We start from the raw sequence: 16,190 nt of genomic DNA on the forward strand, positions 1-16,190 counted from the left end.
CGCCAAGCCGTCAGCCGACGCCGGCACGCACCTGGTAGCGGCGCTCGGCGTAGGCCAGATCGTCGCGCCAGAGCCTGCCGGCCGCGAAGCGCATGAGCGGTGTGATCAGCGGCGCCGCCCGAGACGCCCGCTTGAACCCGGGACGGTCCGAATGCGCGATGGTGGCTTCCAGCACGGCGGTGCGTGGCCGCCCGTCGGGGCCTGAACCGACCGGTGTGGCGTGGGTTTCCACGGTGCTGCCGGTTCCCTCGCCGTCCACGATGCGCATGACGATGGTGCGTGCCTCGGGGCAGCTGAACTCCGCGACAACGGGAACGCCCAGGCGGCCCATCCGGAAGGTCACCGCCACCAAGAAGCGATCGATGTGTTCGGTTGGCGTGGTGAGCACTTCGAGCCGGGCGAACGAGTACGGGTGGAACCATGTGCCGTGCCAGGGGTCAAGCCGATTGGCGATGATGTCGGCGGGCTCGCACACGCCCACCATGCGGGCGACGGCGGCCATGGTGTCACCGGCCGGCCGGGCCGGGATCACCGGCTCCTCCAACGGGGTCTCCCCACCCACGCCGTCGAGCCGCACCCACACCAGGATGCCGTCGTCGTGGCTGGGCAAGGGGCTCCAGCCGAATTCACCCGAGCGGCCGTCCAGGGCCAGCCCGTGCCATCGGCAGATCAGTGTCCCGCCGTGCACGGTCCCGGTGGCCAGGTCGGCCCCCAGGTGCGGGCAACTGCGGGGCCCGACGCAAAGCCGGTGTGCCTCGTCGCGCCAGGCGACGACGTCGACTCCGGCGACCCGGGCGCCGAACGGCCGCCCCGGACGCACGTCGGCGCTGCCTGCGAACGCGAACCAGTTCCCGGTGGGCCTTTTCAGGGCGCGTTCCAGCGCGGCGTCGATGATGGCCGGTTGTGCGTCCCGATAGGTCGGGGGCTGCTCGGCCCACGGCGTACGCGGAATCACCTGCAACGGCCAGTCTTTGGCTCGAGTGGCCGGCAACAGGTGTTGCAGCTGTTCACGAATATTCATCGTTGGGCAGGTCCTTCGCGGCTGGCGAGCCATCGCAACAGGGGTGACCGGCCACGGGTGGGCACCGTGACCAACGGGTGACCGGCCAGCCCCCATCTTCCCAGCAAATGGTTCGCCGCGCACCATCCCGTGGTCGCGGCCCGCTCCATGAGTGCGACGGGCAAATCGATGCGGACGGCGTCGCCGGCCAACAGCAGACCGGGCTGCGGCGTGACCACCGGGGGGCGGTGCGCATAGGATCCGGGCGAAAACAGCGGGCAATCGTTGCGTTGCAGCAGCCGCTCGCAAACGATTTGCGCCGCCGCGGTTTCCGGATAGATCTTGTGCAGCTGGCGCAGCATGGCGGCGCGCGACGGCGCGGCGTCGAGGGCGTAGGAATGCAATTCGACGACGGACCCATGGCGAGCGCGTGACCATTCCGCGGCCTGAAGTTCGTAGCGCTCCAACACGCTGATGTTGTCCAGTGGTTCGTGGCCGGCCGTGCCCAGGAACGCCGGCCGTCGGGCGGCGACGGACCGATCGAGCCACAACCGATACACGGCGAATGGCGGTGCGGTGCGCAGCTGTGCGATCTGTGCGCGCCAGTCGTCGGTGGCCAGGCCGGTCGATGCCGCGACGATGCGCTGCAGACCGGCCACGTCGGTGGCGAGCACCACGCCATCCGCCTCCACCTGGTCGCCCGAATCGGTCTGCACCCGGAACGGTTTCGACGGCCCCGTGTCGATGTGCGAGGCGCCAGTGCCGAGCCGGAAGCGCACGCCCCGCGCCTCGAGGTAGCGCCGCAGCGGCTCCCAGAGCGCGCTGTCGTAGTTCGACGTGGGGACGTCGAAGATCAGGCCCTCGGACGACCCGAGGAAGTAGATGTGGAACATGGTCGCCAACTCGGCCGCGGAAAGCTTCGAGGGGTCGGCGAAGAAGCTGCGAGAGAACACCTCGAACGCCAGATGCCTTGCCGCCTCGGGGAATCGGATGCTCTTCAGGAACGTCGCGGCGTCGAAGTGGTCGAGGCGCTCATAGATTCCCGGCACCGAGACCGCCGCCAGGGGCGCGGCCGCACGAGCGTCGATCTGCAGGAAGTCGCGGAGCCGGAAGGTCGGGCTGCGCGCCGCGAAGGCCACCGCGTTCCACGGCGGGGTCCGCGGCAGCCCCCGGAAGGTGTCGCGCCGGCCCGCCCCGTCGATCAGCGGATAGTCGGCGACGGGCGTGAGCATCCGCAACTGCGGATCGATGCGCCCAAGCAGGGACCGCAGGTTGTAATACTGCCGGAAGAACGCGTGGAAGCCGCGATTCATCGCGAGGCCGGTCCCCTCGTGCTGGTCCGTCCAGCCGCCCACCCGGCCGCCGAGGTAGGGTTCGCGCTCGATCACCTCGACGGCGACGCCGCGTTCGGCCAGTCCGGTGGCGGCGGTCAGGCCCGCGATGCCGCCGCCCACGACGACCACCCGGGGTTGTGACTCCAGCGCACTCGCATCCGGCAATCCGGTTGTCGCGGGTAGTGTTTCGCGCCGTCGATCGGTTCCGATGGCCGTCATGGCGCATCCGCCAGGAAGGTGTGCACGATGTTGGCCTCCCAGCCGGGCATCGTTTCGCTGTGCACCGCGGTGAAGCCCGCATCGGCGAGGCGGGCACGGAATCGTGCTGCGCCGTCGAACTCCAGCACGCTGCGCCACAGGTAGCGGTACAGCGCCGTGTCCCGGGTGCGCCACCACCCGGTGGGAATGATGATGCCCCAGCACACGGCGTGCCAGATTCGGGTGGCGGTCGCGGAGTCGCGCACCGAGTATTCGTGCACCGCCAGGGTGGCGCCGGGTCGCAGCAGCATCCGGAGTTTGCGCAATTGGCCGTCCCGGTCGGCGAGGTTGCGAATCAGGTAGGCGGCCAGGATGCCGTCGAACGGTCCGGTGATGCCGTGCTCTGCCAGCTGCTCGACGGGGGTGTGCACGAATCGCACCGACGGGGGCCAGTCCTTCGCTTCCGCCGCGTCGAGCATGCCCCGCGAAGCGTCGACGGCGACGATATCGGCCTCGGGTGCCACGGCGAGCAGCGCGGCCGTCGAGGCGCCGGTGCCGCACCCGACGTCGAGCAGCCGTAAGCCCTTGCCGCGGTCGCGGATTCGCATGCGGCGGGCGGAGAGCAGCAGTTGGTCGTGGTAACCGGGGCTGGCGCCGACCAGCCGGTCGTAGGCCGTCGCTCCCGCATCGAAGGCGGCCGACAACTGGTCGGGGGTGGGACCCGCCTCATCGACGCGCACGTTGGCGTTCCCATCCCAGCAGCACGGCGGTGGCCAGCGCGAAGCCGAACAAGAAATCCTCGACCGGGATGTCGAACGGGAAACGCAGGCCGGTGATGTGTCGAGCGTCGTAGCTGACGATGGGGGAGCTGAGCTTGGTCAGCCAGCCGTCGACCGGGACCTGGAAGCCGAGAATGATCAGCATCGACAGCCAGTAGGCCGGCCGCCGGAAGAGCCCCGTGCGCAGCACCGCCAATTCCAGTGCGATCACGGCCAATACGGCCGCCACGGCCGGAACGGTGTAGCCCACTCCCGTCATCGGCGGTTGACCCTTTCCAGAATGGTGCTGACGGCGTTGTAGGTGAGCAGCGCGCATATCGGGATGACGATGAAGAACAGCACCTCTTCGATCGGCACATGGAACGGGATGCTGAGGCCGGTGATGTAGGCGCGGTTGTACGCCCACACGTGCGCGGCGATGGCGATCTCGTCCCAGAGCAGGAATACCGCGGCCACGGGCCAGACCGCCTTCACGAGCCGCCGCCATTGCCGGTAGACGCCGGGACCGAACATCTCCAGGGGCGCGGTGATCGCCAGGCATGCGGCCAGGACCAACAGATATTGCCAGCGATCGGTCATGCGGCCCCCGGGCGATCCGAAACACCGGGCGAACCATTGCGCGCCCGCCACGACCGTATCAGCCCGATGCCGGCGACCCGCAGTCGTCGAGCCCTGCCGACCGTCGCCCGGTGATTGAAGACCGCGAAGTCGCTTTCTTCGATGCGGTCCAGGATTTCCGAGTACAGCGCTGCCGCGGCCGCGACGCACGGTTGCGAACGGGGGCTGAGCATCGCGATGCCGGGAGCGGCGAAACGGTAAGTCTCCCGGGTGATCTCGTGTTGAGCCGCCAGCGCCTCCTTGACCCGCGGATCGGTGCGGCGGTGTTCGTGACACCAGGTCAACAGCTCGCGGTCGACGCCATGGGCGGTGAGTTCGTCGGCCGGCAGGTAGACCCGCTGCCGCAGCAGGTCTTCGTCGATGTCGCGCAGGAAGTTGGTGAGCTGGAATGCCCTGCCCAGCGCGGCGGCATAGGGCGCGGCCTCCTCGACCGGCACCACCGTCCCCAGTACGGGAAGTACTTGCAGCCCAATGGCTTCGGCGGAACCGCGCATGTAGAGGTTGAGCGCCTTACGGTCCGGATAGTCGGTGACCGTGAGATCCATCCGCATCGACGCCAGGAAATCGTCGAACAACTCGGTGCCGATCCGGTACCGGCGCGCGGTGTGGGTCACCGCGGCGAGCACGGGATTGTCCAGGTGGTCTCCGCCCGCAAAGAACTGGTCGGCCAGTTGCTGGAGTCGTTGGGCGCGGATGTCGGTGCGCAGCTGGGGATCCAGGTCGTCGAGGATGTCGTCGGCGTAGCGCGCGAAACCGTAAAGGGCGTGCACCGCCGGCCGTTGGTCGGGCGCCAGCAGCCGGGTGGCCAAGAAGAAGGTGCGCCCGTGCGCGGCGTTGAGTTCGCGGCAGCGCCGATACCCTGCACGCAGGCGCGGATCATCGATTCCGGCCGCGTCCAATTCGCTGCGGATCATGTCAGCCCGGCTCCCATGTCGTGGTGTGTCGCCATCCGGTCGGCTCGCCCGGCATTCGGGCCGGTGATGCGGTCGGCGGCGAGCCGGCCCGAGATCAGTGTGGTGGGCACACCGACACCGGGCACGGTCGACGACCCGGCGAGCACCGCGTTCTCGACGCCGCGCACCATGTTGGCCGGCCGGAACGGACCGGTCTGCCCGAAGGTGTGGGCCAGCGCGAAGGGGCTGCCCGCGGCCATGCCCTGCCGCGCCCAGTCGGCGGGTGTGACCACGTCCAATACCGTTGCATCGTCGGGCAACCCGGGCAACAACCGCGCCGCCACATCGCCGATGAGGTCGTGGACATAGAGATCGCCGACGCTGCCCCAGTCGATGTTCCCGCGATCCAGGTTCGGCGCCGGGGCGAGCACGTACAGCAGATCGCGCCCGTCGGGGGCCAGCGTCGGATCGGTCGCGGTGGGGCGGGTGACCAGGAGCGACGGGTCTTGCATCAGCCGTCCGTCGCGGATGATGTCGGTGAACGTCTGATCCCAGGACTCACCGAACAGGATGGTGTGATGCGCCGTGTCCGACGCGACGCGGCGGCAGCCCAGGTGAGCCACGACCGCCGACGGCGCGTGCCGCAGCCGCACGGGGCGACGCGGTGTGCGGCCCAACAATTCGTAGGTCTTCGGCAGTTCGGTGGTCAGCACCACCGCGTCGCAGGCGATGGGGTCCAAGCGATCCGTTCGGACGGTGCTGACCCGCCCTCCGACGCGGTCGAGCCCGGTCACCGTCGCGTTGTAACGGAACTGGACCCCGGCCTCGGCGGCCGCCGAGGCCAGGGCGTCGGGGAGCGCGCGAACACCGCCACGCGGAAAGAACACGCCCGCGACGGTGTCCATGTAGGCGATGACCGCGTAGACGGCCAGAGCGTTGCGCGGCGCCACGCCGGCGTACAGCGATTGAAACGTGAAGACCCGCTGCAGCCGGGGATCGCTGATGTGGCGCCTGACCACGCGATCCCATTTGCGGAACCCGCCGATCGCGGCCAGCCGCGCCAACTGCGGCGTGAGCAACGACAGCGGGGAATCGAAATTCGCGGCGATGAACCCGTCGAATTCGATCCGGTACAACCGCTTCAGCCACTCGCGCAGCCTCCGGTAGCCCGCTGCCTGCCCGAAGCCAGCGAACTCTTCGATGGCGGTTGCCATCCGGTCCGGATCGGTGTGCACGTCAAGTGCGCTGCCGTCGGCGAACACCGCCCGGTAGGCCGGATCAAGCGGCAGCAGCTCCAGCCGGCCCGACCGGCTGCGGCCCACGGCCGCCAAAGTCTCATCGACGATGTCCGGCATCGTGAGCACCGTCGGCCCGGTGTCGATGCGGTAGCCGTCGATGTCGAGCCGGCCGGCACGGCCGCCCGGCCACGGCTCGCGCTCAACTACCGTGACCGCCCGCCCCCGTCCGGCCAGGTGCAACGCGGCGGACAGGCCCGCCAGGCCGGCGCCGATCACCACCACGTGCTCGCTGCGTCCTCCGACAGTCCGCATATCAGCATGCTCCCAAACTTGTGGCACTCATACGGCGCGATCCGTACACGCGGCCGCCATTTCGTCCAGCCCGGCACGGACGGGCTCCTCGATCGGTGCGTCGCCGAGGTGTTCGCGCGCCGACGCGACCCGGTCGTTGATCATCTCCTCGATCATCGCGACGGCCCCGGTCTTGACGATCAGCGCCTTCCACCGGTCGAGCGCATCGTCGTCGAGGACGTGGCCGTTCATCAGTTCGTTCATTTCGGCGCGGGTGGTCGGATCGGCCAGCTGGTGTGCGGTCACCACGACGCTAGTTGCCTTGCGTTCCAGCAGGTCTCCGGCACACGGCTTTCCCGTGGTCGCCGGCGAGCCGAAGATGCCGAGGACGTCGTCGCGAAGCTGGAACGCTTCCCCGACGTCGGCGCCGTACCGGCCCAGCCGTGTCATTGTTCGATCGTCGCAATCGGACATCGCCGCGCCGATTTCCAGCGGTCGCCGCACGGTGTAGTTACCCGACTTGCGCCGCGCCACGTCGAGCACGGCGTCCAGCGTAGGCATGTGCCGGACGTCGCTCGTCAGGTCGCCGAACTGACCCATCGCCAGCTCGGTGCGCATCGTGTCGTAGTGGGGCCACGCCCGCTGCAGGCGCCCGGGTTCGACGCCGCTCTCGCGCAGCATCTGCTCGGACCAGATCAGGCAGAGGTCACCCAGCAGGATGGCGGCCGATTCACCGAAGCGCCGCGCCGAGCCGGATAACCCGCGCTCGCGGTGCCATTGGGCGAATTGAAGGTGTGCCGAGGGGCGCCCCCGCCGTTCGGGCGAACCGTCCATGACATCGTCCTGCAGCAGCGCAAACACGTGCAGCAACTCGAAACTGGCGGCCGCCCGCAACGCGGATTCGCCGGGCGCGCCACCGCACAGCCATCCGAGGTACGCGAACGTCGATCGCACGCATTTGCCGCCAGAGATGAACGCCGTCAGGATGTCGCTCGCAGCATCGACGCGCGTGTCGTCGAGCTCGCGACGCCGTGGCGCGACGAAGTCGGCGAGGTGGGCGAGAACTACGTGCCGCACGTGCGAGCGCCATTCGTCGAAGTCCTGGATATCTGGCCGTTCCGCCGCGATGAGCGGCGACTCGGTGGCGGGTGTCAACGACAAAGCACCCATCTTGGCCACGCGCTCCCTCCTGGACGGCTTGGCATTCCCAGGCTAGATCGGCTCAAACACACGCGGTCAGCACCGCTGCTCGGAGCGTTAAACCGGCCTTACGTCAACCCTGCAGCCGCTCCGATCGACCCTTCTCAACCTCGGACGATCCTACCCATCACCTTCAATAACTTAAACATTAATTTACTGAAACTCTTCTCGGTCCGCCAGTCGGGAGCGGCATCGTCGTGAACCCTTCGCGCTCCCGGCGAGGTCGTCACCGAGGATCATTTCAGTCAATTAACCATTAACGAACTGAACTGTATGGCGGTTCAGGGATATGCTCACAGTGTTATGGAAGCTGACGGGCAGCGCGGGAGCCGCGATGCGCTGGAGTCGCTGATCTCTGCCGATCTGCGAGAGATATCAGCCGAATCCGACCAGATCGGTCGGCAGTTCGCGATGTCACATCATCTGCGGCCCAACGACTTCCGTGCATTGATGTATGTCATGGTGGCAGAAGGCGCCGGGCGCCCGATGACCTCGGGTGATCTCAGCCAGCGGATGGGACTGTCCGGTTCGGCCATCACCTACCTCGTCGATCGGTTGATCGATTCGGGACACATCCGTCGCGATTCACACCCAGACGATCGTCGTAAGGTCGTCCTGCGTCATGGCGAAACCGGCCTGGCCACCGCCCGGTCCTTCTTCAGTCCGCTGGGCGCCCTCACCCGTGTCGCCCTGGAGGAGCTGCCCGATGCGGACTTGATGGCCGCCCATCGGGTGCTCGGCGCGATGATCCACGCGATGCAGCGATTCCAGGCCGAGGCAAGCGGGCCCCGGCCTTGATCGGGGGACCTCCGAGCTGGCTTTTTGCCGGTTTGACGGCATTGCCGGCGGGTATCCACGGCTCATTAGCGTGTCCGGCAAAATCGCTCGGACTTACGTGAAGGGTGGTGTGGCCCAATGGAAGCGGTCAGCTGCCGGTGCGGTCGCCTGGCGATCGCGTTCGCGTTCGCGGTGATGGTCGTCGGATCCCCCAGCCCGGCGAGCGCCGATCAAGCCGTCACGGTGTTTCCCGGTATGGAGATTCGGCAAGGCGGCACAGTTTGCATGGTCGGTCTGGTGGAGCCCCGACTGCGGGTCGCGGTGACCAGCGGCCAATGCGAGAGCGGAGCGTCGGAGGTCACCGACCGGGACGGAAACCCGGTGGGAACGGTGGTGCTCGCGCGCCGCCAGGCCGCCGACGACACGGCGGCGAACGGCGCGATGCTGCCCGTCGAATACGAAGTCATTGCGCTTGGCGCGTCCGTGACGGCCTCGGACGTGCTGCCGACCGGCCGGCAACTGACGTCATCGCCCGGCCTGCGCGCGCAACCCGGGCTGCCGGTGTGCCAGTTCCGCCGAGCGGTCGGCCAGTGGTGCGGATCGATCAGCTCCGTCAGCGGTGGCCGCTTCATCATTGCCGACGTCGCCGTGGACAGCCGCGACTTCGGCGGTCCCGTTTATGCGCTGACGGACAACAACTCGGCGGTGATCGTCGGGTTGTTCGAGGGAATATGGGGATCGGTGCCCGAGATGGAGTCGTGGCAGGCGGTCATGCAGCAGGTCTACATCGACGGCCGCTCACAGAATCAGCAGCAACAACCGCCCGGTGAAGCGCGGATGATCGGGCGTCGGCTGGCCGCGTGAGCGCCCTGGAACATTGAGGCTCGGCCAGAGGCAACGCCCCGAGCGGAAACTCGCCGCGTTTTCTTCGCCGGGAAACGGGAACCCGCCGCCGGTGAACGTTTCCGATCTTGTCGCGGCGCCCTTCCAGTGGGGCTCCGCTATCCGGGGAAAACGGTTGTTCCATCCCATCGGGGTGCTGGCGGAAGGCTTCTTCGAACGTCTCGCGCCCTCCGGCCAGGGGCTGCCCATTTCGTCGTCCGAGATTGTCGCGCGGGTGTCCAAGGCCGGGGGCACCCCGGGCGCCTTGCCGGACTTCATCGGCCTGGCCTTCCGGTCAACGCCGCCGCAGGCTCCCGGGCCGTGGGACATCCTGGTCGTTTCCTCGGGCTCAGGGGTGCTTTCCCGGGCGCTGGCACTGCGGCCGGCCATCTCCTGGAGCGGTCAGACTCTGACCACCCTGATGCCGCTGCACTATCAGGGAGACAACTGGTGGCTCAGGGCCCGGATCGTGAGCGAGATCGACGGCCCCGGCCTGTCGTTGGACAGCGTCCGCAAGCGGCTCGACCATGACAAAATCGAGGTGTCAGTCGATCAGGCTTGCGGCACAGGCGATTTCACACCGCTGGGCCGGCTCACGCTGACCGGCGTCATCGACCCCGAACGGGCGGGGGACGTATCGTTCGACCCCGTCATCAACACTCCACCCGGCGTGAGCCTGCACCCGCGGTGGCTCGCCGATCTGCGGGCCCGGGCTTATCGGCGGAGCCGTCACGGCCGAGACGCGAACTAGGGAGCCGGCACGCAGAGCGAGGTCCTGGATTCGAGGTCGTTCGTCGACGCGGTCGCCCGTGAGGCATCCGCGGGGCGGTTACGGCCCGACCGGTGCCCTGACCCGTCACGGCAGCGTGCTGATGGTGCCGTCCGTCAAGAGTTCGGTGTAATAGCCTCCGCCCGGGTAGAAATCGGGCGTCAGTGTGCCCGCGAACATATCGGCGATCCAGCCTCGCGTTAGGCCCCATACCGCCGCGACATTGCCCGGCTTCGGACGGCCACACACCAGGTTTTCGTAAGCCGGCGACGACGGGCCGAGCGCGTCGCCGTGCGCGCCGGTGACGATCTTCACCCCATGAAATGTCCGGTCCGACAGGAACCGTTCGATCGCCTTCGTACCGAGTTGGAAGAAGTTGCACAGCAGATGGGGCGACGCCGTGGCGTAGATAGGCAGCGTGGTGCCTGCCAGACCTGCCAGCGCTTGGTCGGTATTGGAACCGAGGAACGACTTCACGCCGTCTTCGCTGACGATGCCGCGCATCTGGGCGAAGGTGTCCGGGTAAGCCGTGTGCAGGCGCTCGGCGACATATTCGACGGCCTCGGCCCCCGCCGAATGCCCCACGAATACCAACTTCTCGGGTAGCGGCGTGACAGATCGGCCGGCCTTGGCGGCCGCCATCGCGAAGGACGACGCCAACGCGCCATTCGGATCGTCTTTGTGGGCAAGGACATCGGCGATGTTGTTCAGGAAGCCCGTGTTGTCGATGAGGTGCTCCACGGTGCAGCCGGAGAGGTTGATGGTGGACAGCTTGGTGGCCATCACGAGGTAGCCGCTGGCGGCAACCTCGGCGGCGAAGGCGGACCAGACCTTCGCGCCCTCGACGAAGCCGTGCTGCAGCCAGACCAATCCCAGCGGCGGCGTGCTCGGGAAATACCATGTCGTCGGAACCGCCCGGGTCTCGGTTGCGCATGCGACGTCGGTCGTGCTGTCCGCTTCCGTGGATTCGGCGCGGGCCTGGCGCGGGGCAAGCATCGCGGCGGCCACCGCGGTGATGCACATTGCGGCCGCGCTGGTGCGACGGGCGCGCCGGATCAGCGAACCGGAGATCATTAAGAAATTGAACCATTTAGTCGCGCGGATTGGGCTTGATCAGGCCCCAAGTGCGGTAGGTCTTCTTCCTCAGCCGGTGCGCCCGAGCAGGTGACGCAGGGCCTGGTCGAGGTCTGGCTGGCGAAACCGGTGCCCGGCGGCAGTCAGCTTTTGCGGGGTCACTCGCTGATTGGCGCACGCGAGCTCGCGGGCGCCCTGCTCGCCGAGCAGCAGCCGAGGCCCCAGCGCCGGCACCGGCAACACCGCGGGCCGGTGCACGACGTGAGCCAGGGTGGCGGTGTATTCGCTGTTGCGAACCGGTTGAGGGGCAACGGCGTTCACGGGACCCGCCAGGGCTTCGTCCCATAGGGCGCGGTGGTAGATGTCGACCAGGTCGTCGATGCCGATCCACGAGAGCCATTGCCTGCCGTCGCCGAGCCGGCCACCCAGGCCGGCACTGAACAACGGACGCATCAGCTTCAACGTGCCGCCGCGTGGGGATTGCACGATGCCGGTGCGCACCTGCACCACCCGCACCCCGGCCTGTGCCGCAGGTGCGGTCGCCGCCTCCCAATCCGCCACGAGATCGGCGAGGAAGCCCTCGCCGCGGTCGCTGTCCTCGGTCAAAATGTCATCACCGCGGTCATATCCGTAGAACCCGATCGCCGAAGCCGAGATGAACACGGCCGGCCGCTGTGGGCCGCGGCCCACAGCTTCAGCCAGCCGGCGAGTCGGGCCAATCCTGCTGTCGCGGATGGCCTGTCGATGCTTCTCGGTGAACCGGCCGGCGATCGAGGCGCCCGCCAGATGGATGACCGCGTCCACCTGATCGAACAGTCCCGGGTCGGGCTCGTCGGGATTCCACTCCCGCTCGTCGTCGGTCCGCGGGGCGTGGCGAACCAACCGGACGACGCGATGGCCGCCGGTGCTCAGAAACGCCGTCAACGCCGAACCCACCAACCCCGACGCACCGGTGATCGCGAACGTCGCCGGTGCCAGCCCATTCTCTGCGGCCAGCCGGTGCGCGGCCAGATCGTCGGCCAGCTGACGGTGCCGGTAGACGAACATGGGGCGCAGCAATGACCCGGGCACCGGCGTGTCGACCCTGTCGATGACCCTGGTGCGGCCGTCGCCGACGTCTTCGAAGTCGTGGGTGTGCCGCCAGCGCACCGCCATTCGTGCCGGCAGCGCGGCCAAGCCGTCGCCACCGATCGCGTCGACGAAGCGCCGCGGCGGGTCGTAGCCCCCCGCCTGGTGCACGGCGACCCAGCGCAGGCCGCCCGGTAGCGCCAGCGTCGCCCGACCGTCCTTCAGTGACGAGGCCTCGGTGACCAGTCGCATCGGCTGCCACGGCGGCGAGAGCCGGGCGAACGCGCCGGGGCGGGCATGCCAGGCGAAGACGTCGGCGATCGGCGCGTCGACCACGCTCGAATATTCCAACCCCATACTGCAGGTTAGCGGTTCGGCAGGGGATTCTCGATGATGGGCATGCGCGCCCGCGGCTGCCGTTCGGCGCGCTTGGCCGCCAGATACACCTGCGCGGTCTCGCGGGCCACGGTTTTCCAGTCGAAGTCCGAGGTGAGTCGCTCGCGGGCGGCGCGGGCGCGGCGCTGAGCGGCAGCCGGATCGTCGAGCACGATCCGCACGGCCGAGGCCAGCCCGGTGATGTCGCGGGGCGCACACGACACCCCGGTCCGGCCGTTGATCACCGCCTCGCCCAGGCCGCCGATGTTCGACGTCACGAGCGGAGTGCCCGCCGCGGCGGCCTCCAGGGCGACGATCCCGAACGGCTCGTAGTGGCTGGGCAGCACCGCGACGTCGGCCCGATGCAGCACCGCGAGCAGCTTGGCGTGGTCGAGGTGCCCGGCGAACCGAGTTGCCTTGAGCACGCGGTGCTTTCGGGCCTGCTCGACGAGCCACTCCTGCTGGGTGCCCTCGCCGGCGATGGTCAATGTGGTCCCGGGATGGGTGCGCCTGATCCGCGGCAGGGCGGATATGACGTCGTGCACGCCCTTCTCGTACTCCAGCCGCCCGAGGTAGAGCAGTTCGGCGGGACCGGTGCGCGCCCGCCGCTCGGCGAACGGCCAGCGCGCGGCGTCGATACCGTTGCGGATGACCGTGATTGCGGCCAGGCCCGGACCGAACAGTTCGGTGATCTCGTCGCCCATTGACGCCGAACACGTGATCAGCGAATCGGATTCGCGAACCAACCACGACTCCAGGGCGTGCACCTGACGACTGATGGCACCGGAGATCCAGCCGGAATGCCGTCCGGCCTCGGTGGCGTGAATGGTGGAAACCATTGGCACGTCGTAGAACTGGGCGAGTGTGATCGCGGGATGGGCCACCAGCCAATCGTGCGCGTGCACGACGTCCGGACGCCACGACCGGGTGGTGCCCCGCTTCTTCAGCGACAGCCCGGCGCGGATCATGGAATGGCCCATCGCCAGCGTCCACGCCATCATGTCGGCGCCGAACGAGAATTCGTGCGGGTCCTGGGCGGCCGCGATCACCCGGACACCGTCGACCACCTCGTCGGACGACGGGTGCGTGCTGGGGTCGGTGCCCGTGGGTTGGCGGGACAGCACGACGACCTCGTGGCCGGCGGCGGCCAGCGCGGTCGACAGGTGATGCACGTGCCGGCCGAGCCCGCCGATCACCACCGGCGGGTACTCCCACGACACCATCAGGATTTTCACGGTGTCGCCCCACTCATCGGGGCAGCCTGCGCGCGTCCAGTGCGCCGAAAAGTCCATCGGCGCGGTTCCATCCGTCGGCCAGCCGCCCGGCGGCGTCGCGCCGGCCGGACGCCAGCGCGCCCGCGATCTCGCGGGTGGCGTGGGCGTGCAGGTGGGCGCGGTACCGCGCGTAGTCGGCGGCCGAGTCCTTACTCACCATGAACGGCCAGTCGCTGGAGACGGTGAGCAGGGTCTCGCGCAGGATCTGGTCGGCGACGTGGTCGCGGGGGAGCGGCCCGTCCAGCGACGCCCGCTGCGACAGCGCCTTGTCCACGGTGCTGAGCGCCATGTCGACCACTTCGTTGTTGAGCTGGACGAGATCGGCCACCTTGTCGCCGGCCCACACCTGCCAGTCCTTGCCCGAACCCCACGAACTGGGTGGCAATTGCACTGCGCGCCCGACGAATCCGTCCGCGATGGCGTCGTTCAACGTTCCCACCCGCACACCGGCGGCGGGCAGCTCGCGCAGCACCCGCTGCAGCCACGTGGGGCCCTCGTACCACCAGTGGCCGAACAGTTCGGTGTCGAATGCGGCGACCACGTGGGCGGGCCGCCCGATCCGCTCGGATTCGCTCGTCAGCCGGTTGCGGACCACGTCGACGAAGTCGGCGACATGGCTGTCGACCGCGTGGTCGGCGCGCTCGGGATCGTAGGGCGCCTTGGCCTCCGACGGCACGTTACGGCCGGTCACCCGCGCCGGCTTGAGCCCGGTGAGGTGGTCGTAGGTGTGGAAGTCGCGGTAGGCGGCGTGCCCCGGGTAGCCCGATTTCGGTGACCACACCCGATAGCTGACCTGCAGGTCGCGCCCGAACGCGACCACGTCGGTGTCGCCGACCGGCCGGCCCAGCGCGGTATCGCCGTGCAGCGACGGGCCGTCGACCATGAAGTGAGTGACACCCGCGGCGGCGTAGTCGTGCTCCAAGCCGGGCGCGTAGGCACATTCGGGCGCCCAGATTCCGGTCGGGCGATGCGCCATCCGCTGCTGAGGATCGGCCAGCCCCTCGCGCAGGGCGAACTCGCGTAGCCGCGGCGCGAGCAGCGGTTGGAACGGGTGAGCCAGCGGGCCGCCGAGCAACTCCACGGTGCCGGCGTCGATCAGGCCCCGCAACAGCGGACTGCCGCCGTGCCGCCAGTGGGTGGCAAATTCGTCCAGCGCCCGATCCGCCTCGGCACATTCGCGAATGCCCAAGTCGCGCAACGCTTCCGGTGTGCATGACGCGAAGCCGGCGGATTTTGAGCGGGGAGCGGACCGCACGCTGGCGGCCTCGGCCGCCCGCAGCCGCCAGTTGGCCAGCCAGTGATGCATGCCATCGAGGCAGTACGGGTCGTCGAGCTGCGCGTTGACCACCGGAGTGACGCCGAGCGTGACCAGCCGCTGGCGGTCCTCGTCGGCCAGCGTGGTCAGCACCCGCATCAGCGGTAGATAGGCCGCCGCCCAGGATTGGTAGAGCCACTCCTCGCCGACCGGCCACCGCCCATGATGTGCCAGCCACGGCAGGTGGGTGTGCAGGACCAGGGTGAACATGCCGGGCACCCGCTCATGCGAATTACTCACGGCGCTACCGCGATTGCGATCAGATCCAGGCTGTCGTCGATGTCACGGCGGCCGCTTTCCAGTATCTCGAAGTCGTCACACGTCACTGCGGCGACGTCGGCGGCCAGCTCGGCCGGCCAGGGTGCGCCGGCCATCGCGAGCTCGATCTGCGCCTCGATAATCGAGCCGCCGTGGCGGGCGTCCAGCTCCCGCAGCCGCGGACCGTGGAACACCCCGCTGACCGACACCTCGCGGAAGCCGGCGTCGACCAGCAACTCGGTCAACTCGCCGGCGTTGAGTTCGCGGGTGTGGAAGGGGTTGATCGGGGTGTCGCGGCCGGGGGAGAAGGTGATCCGGTTGGGGGTGGACACCATCAGCAACCCGCCGCGCCGCAGCACCCGCGCGCACTCGGTCACGAATTGTGCCTGATCCCACAGGTGCTCGATGACTTGGAAGTTGACCACAATATCCACCGACGCGTCGGGCAGTGGCAGCTCGGCCAGGTTCGCCCGCATCACCTCCACCTGCGGGTAGCGCGCGCGCACGTGTGCCACCGCGGCCTCGTCGTAATCCACGGCCACCACCCGACGAGCGACGCCGGCGATCAGATCGGCGCCGTACCCCTCGCCGCAGCCCGCCTCGAGCACCTCGCGGCCCGCGCAGCGCCCGGCCAACCGCTGGTAAACCACCTGGTGGCGGCGAAACCAGTAGTTTTCGACGTCCAGATCCGGGATGGTGCGCTCGCCCGTCAACGTCAGCACGGAGTCAGCCGACGGCGGGGGATCACCGGGGCTGCGTCGGGGGTCGTCGGGGACGGTTGCGCTCATCGCATAGGCAGGCTAACGCGAAGTGTCGGATTCGCGAACCGCGAGCCGGGCGCCCCCGG

At 68.6% G+C, this 16,190-nt stretch carries 16 protein-coding genes; 3 read left to right on the forward strand and 13 right to left on the reverse strand.

What is annotated here, in order from left to right:
- Positions 1 to 10: 10 nt before the first annotated feature.
- From A5781_RS20245 to A5781_RS20280, 8 genes are read right to left on the reverse strand one after another with little or no spacing between them, the layout of a single operon-like run.
- Positions 11 to 1,021 (reverse strand): DUF5914 domain-containing protein, encoded by a 1,011-nt coding sequence (locus A5781_RS20245; protein WP_067210696.1) that lies wholly within the window; start codon positions 1,019 to 1,021, stop codon positions 11 to 13.
- On the reverse strand, positions 1,018 to 2,553 hold the full coding sequence (locus tag A5781_RS20250) for an FAD-dependent oxidoreductase (protein ID WP_067210699.1): 1,536 nt from the start codon (positions 2,551 to 2,553) through the stop codon (positions 1,018 to 1,020). The genes A5781_RS20245 and A5781_RS20250 overlap by 4 nt, the downstream gene beginning before the upstream one ends.
- Positions 2,550 to 3,272, reverse strand: coding sequence for a class I SAM-dependent methyltransferase (locus A5781_RS20255; protein WP_067210703.1), 723 nt, complete (start codon positions 3,270 to 3,272; stop codon positions 2,550 to 2,552). Before A5781_RS20255 ends, A5781_RS20250 begins: the two co-directional genes overlap by 4 nt.
- Positions 3,259 to 3,570, reverse strand: coding sequence for a lycopene cyclase domain-containing protein (locus A5781_RS20260; RefSeq protein ID WP_067210706.1), 312 nt, complete (start codon positions 3,568 to 3,570; stop codon positions 3,259 to 3,261). Before A5781_RS20260 ends, A5781_RS20255 begins: the two co-directional genes overlap by 14 nt.
- On the reverse strand, positions 3,567 to 3,890 hold the full coding sequence (locus tag A5781_RS20265) for a lycopene cyclase domain-containing protein (protein WP_067210710.1): 324 nt from the start codon (positions 3,888 to 3,890) through the stop codon (positions 3,567 to 3,569). The genes A5781_RS20260 and A5781_RS20265 overlap by 4 nt, the downstream gene beginning before the upstream one ends.
- Positions 3,887 to 4,843 (reverse strand): phytoene/squalene synthase family protein, encoded by a 957-nt coding sequence (locus tag A5781_RS20270; RefSeq protein ID WP_067210713.1) that lies wholly within the window; start codon positions 4,841 to 4,843, stop codon positions 3,887 to 3,889. Before A5781_RS20270 ends, A5781_RS20265 begins: the two co-directional genes overlap by 4 nt.
- The gene (crtI, locus tag A5781_RS20275; RefSeq protein ID WP_067210716.1) at positions 4,840 to 6,372 is read right to left on the reverse strand and encodes a phytoene desaturase family protein; all 1,533 of its coding nucleotides are present in this window, start codon (positions 6,370 to 6,372) and stop codon (positions 4,840 to 4,842) included. The genes A5781_RS20270 and crtI overlap by 4 nt, the downstream gene beginning before the upstream one ends.
- A 27-nt stretch (positions 6,373 to 6,399) precedes the next feature.
- Entirely contained in the window at positions 6,400 to 7,521 is a 1,122-nt protein-coding gene (locus A5781_RS20280; RefSeq protein ID WP_082939455.1) for a polyprenyl synthetase family protein, read from the reverse strand.
- A 333-nt stretch (positions 7,522 to 7,854) separates the two neighbouring features.
- Between A5781_RS20280 and A5781_RS20285 the strand changes: the two genes are divergently transcribed.
- The 3 genes from A5781_RS20285 (at position 7,855) to A5781_RS20295 (ending at position 9,961) form a co-directional block, all read left to right on the forward strand.
- Positions 7,855 to 8,349, forward strand: coding sequence for a MarR family winged helix-turn-helix transcriptional regulator (locus A5781_RS20285; RefSeq protein WP_067210721.1), 495 nt, complete (start codon positions 7,855 to 7,857; stop codon positions 8,347 to 8,349).
- 117 nt (positions 8,350 to 8,466) lie between these two features.
- Positions 8,467 to 9,192 carry a hypothetical protein gene (locus tag A5781_RS20290; RefSeq protein ID WP_067210724.1) on the forward strand — a complete coding sequence of 242 codons (726 nt, stop codon included), beginning with the start codon at positions 8,467 to 8,469 and terminating at the stop codon, positions 9,190 to 9,192.
- A gap of 91 nt (positions 9,193 to 9,283) precedes the next feature.
- Positions 9,284 to 9,961 carry a phosphodiesterase gene (locus A5781_RS20295; protein ID WP_067210728.1) on the forward strand — a complete coding sequence of 226 codons (678 nt, stop codon included), beginning with the start codon at positions 9,284 to 9,286 and terminating at the stop codon, positions 9,959 to 9,961.
- A 105-nt stretch (positions 9,962 to 10,066) separates the two neighbouring features.
- On the opposite strand, the gene A5781_RS20300 is transcribed toward A5781_RS20295, so the two are convergent.
- The 5 genes from A5781_RS20300 to A5781_RS20320 all read right to left on the reverse strand — a co-directional run bounded on the left by A5781_RS20300 (position 10,067) and on the right by A5781_RS20320 (position 16,131).
- Positions 10,067 to 11,053: a hypothetical protein gene (locus tag A5781_RS20300; RefSeq protein ID WP_067210731.1), complete on the reverse strand. Its 987-nt coding sequence runs from the start codon at positions 11,051 to 11,053 to the stop codon at positions 10,067 to 10,069.
- Between the two features lie 69 nt (positions 11,054 to 11,122).
- The gene (locus A5781_RS20305; protein WP_067210735.1) at positions 11,123 to 12,478 is read right to left on the reverse strand and encodes a TIGR01777 family oxidoreductase; all 1,356 of its coding nucleotides are present in this window, start codon (positions 12,476 to 12,478) and stop codon (positions 11,123 to 11,125) included.
- Positions 12,479 to 12,486: 8 nt separating this feature from the next.
- Positions 12,487 to 13,731 (reverse strand): glycosyltransferase family 4 protein, encoded by a 1,245-nt coding sequence (locus A5781_RS20310; protein WP_067210849.1) that lies wholly within the window; start codon positions 13,729 to 13,731, stop codon positions 12,487 to 12,489.
- 13 nt (positions 13,732 to 13,744) lie between these two features.
- Entirely contained in the window at positions 13,745 to 15,295 is a 1,551-nt protein-coding gene (locus A5781_RS20315) for a glycoside hydrolase family 57 protein (protein ID WP_156622507.1), read from the reverse strand.
- Positions 15,296 to 15,321: 26 nt separating this feature from the next.
- The gene (locus A5781_RS20320) at positions 15,322 to 16,131 is read right to left on the reverse strand and encodes a bifunctional 2-polyprenyl-6-hydroxyphenol methylase/3-demethylubiquinol 3-O-methyltransferase UbiG (RefSeq protein WP_067210742.1); all 810 of its coding nucleotides are present in this window, start codon (positions 16,129 to 16,131) and stop codon (positions 15,322 to 15,324) included.
- Between the last annotated feature and the right edge of the window lie 59 nt (positions 16,132 to 16,190).

The sequence above is a fragment of the Mycobacterium sp. 852002-30065_SCH5024008 genome, from assembly GCF_001665645.1.
GTDB lineage: Bacteria > Actinomycetota > Actinomycetes > Mycobacteriales > Mycobacteriaceae > Mycobacterium > Mycobacterium paraffinicum.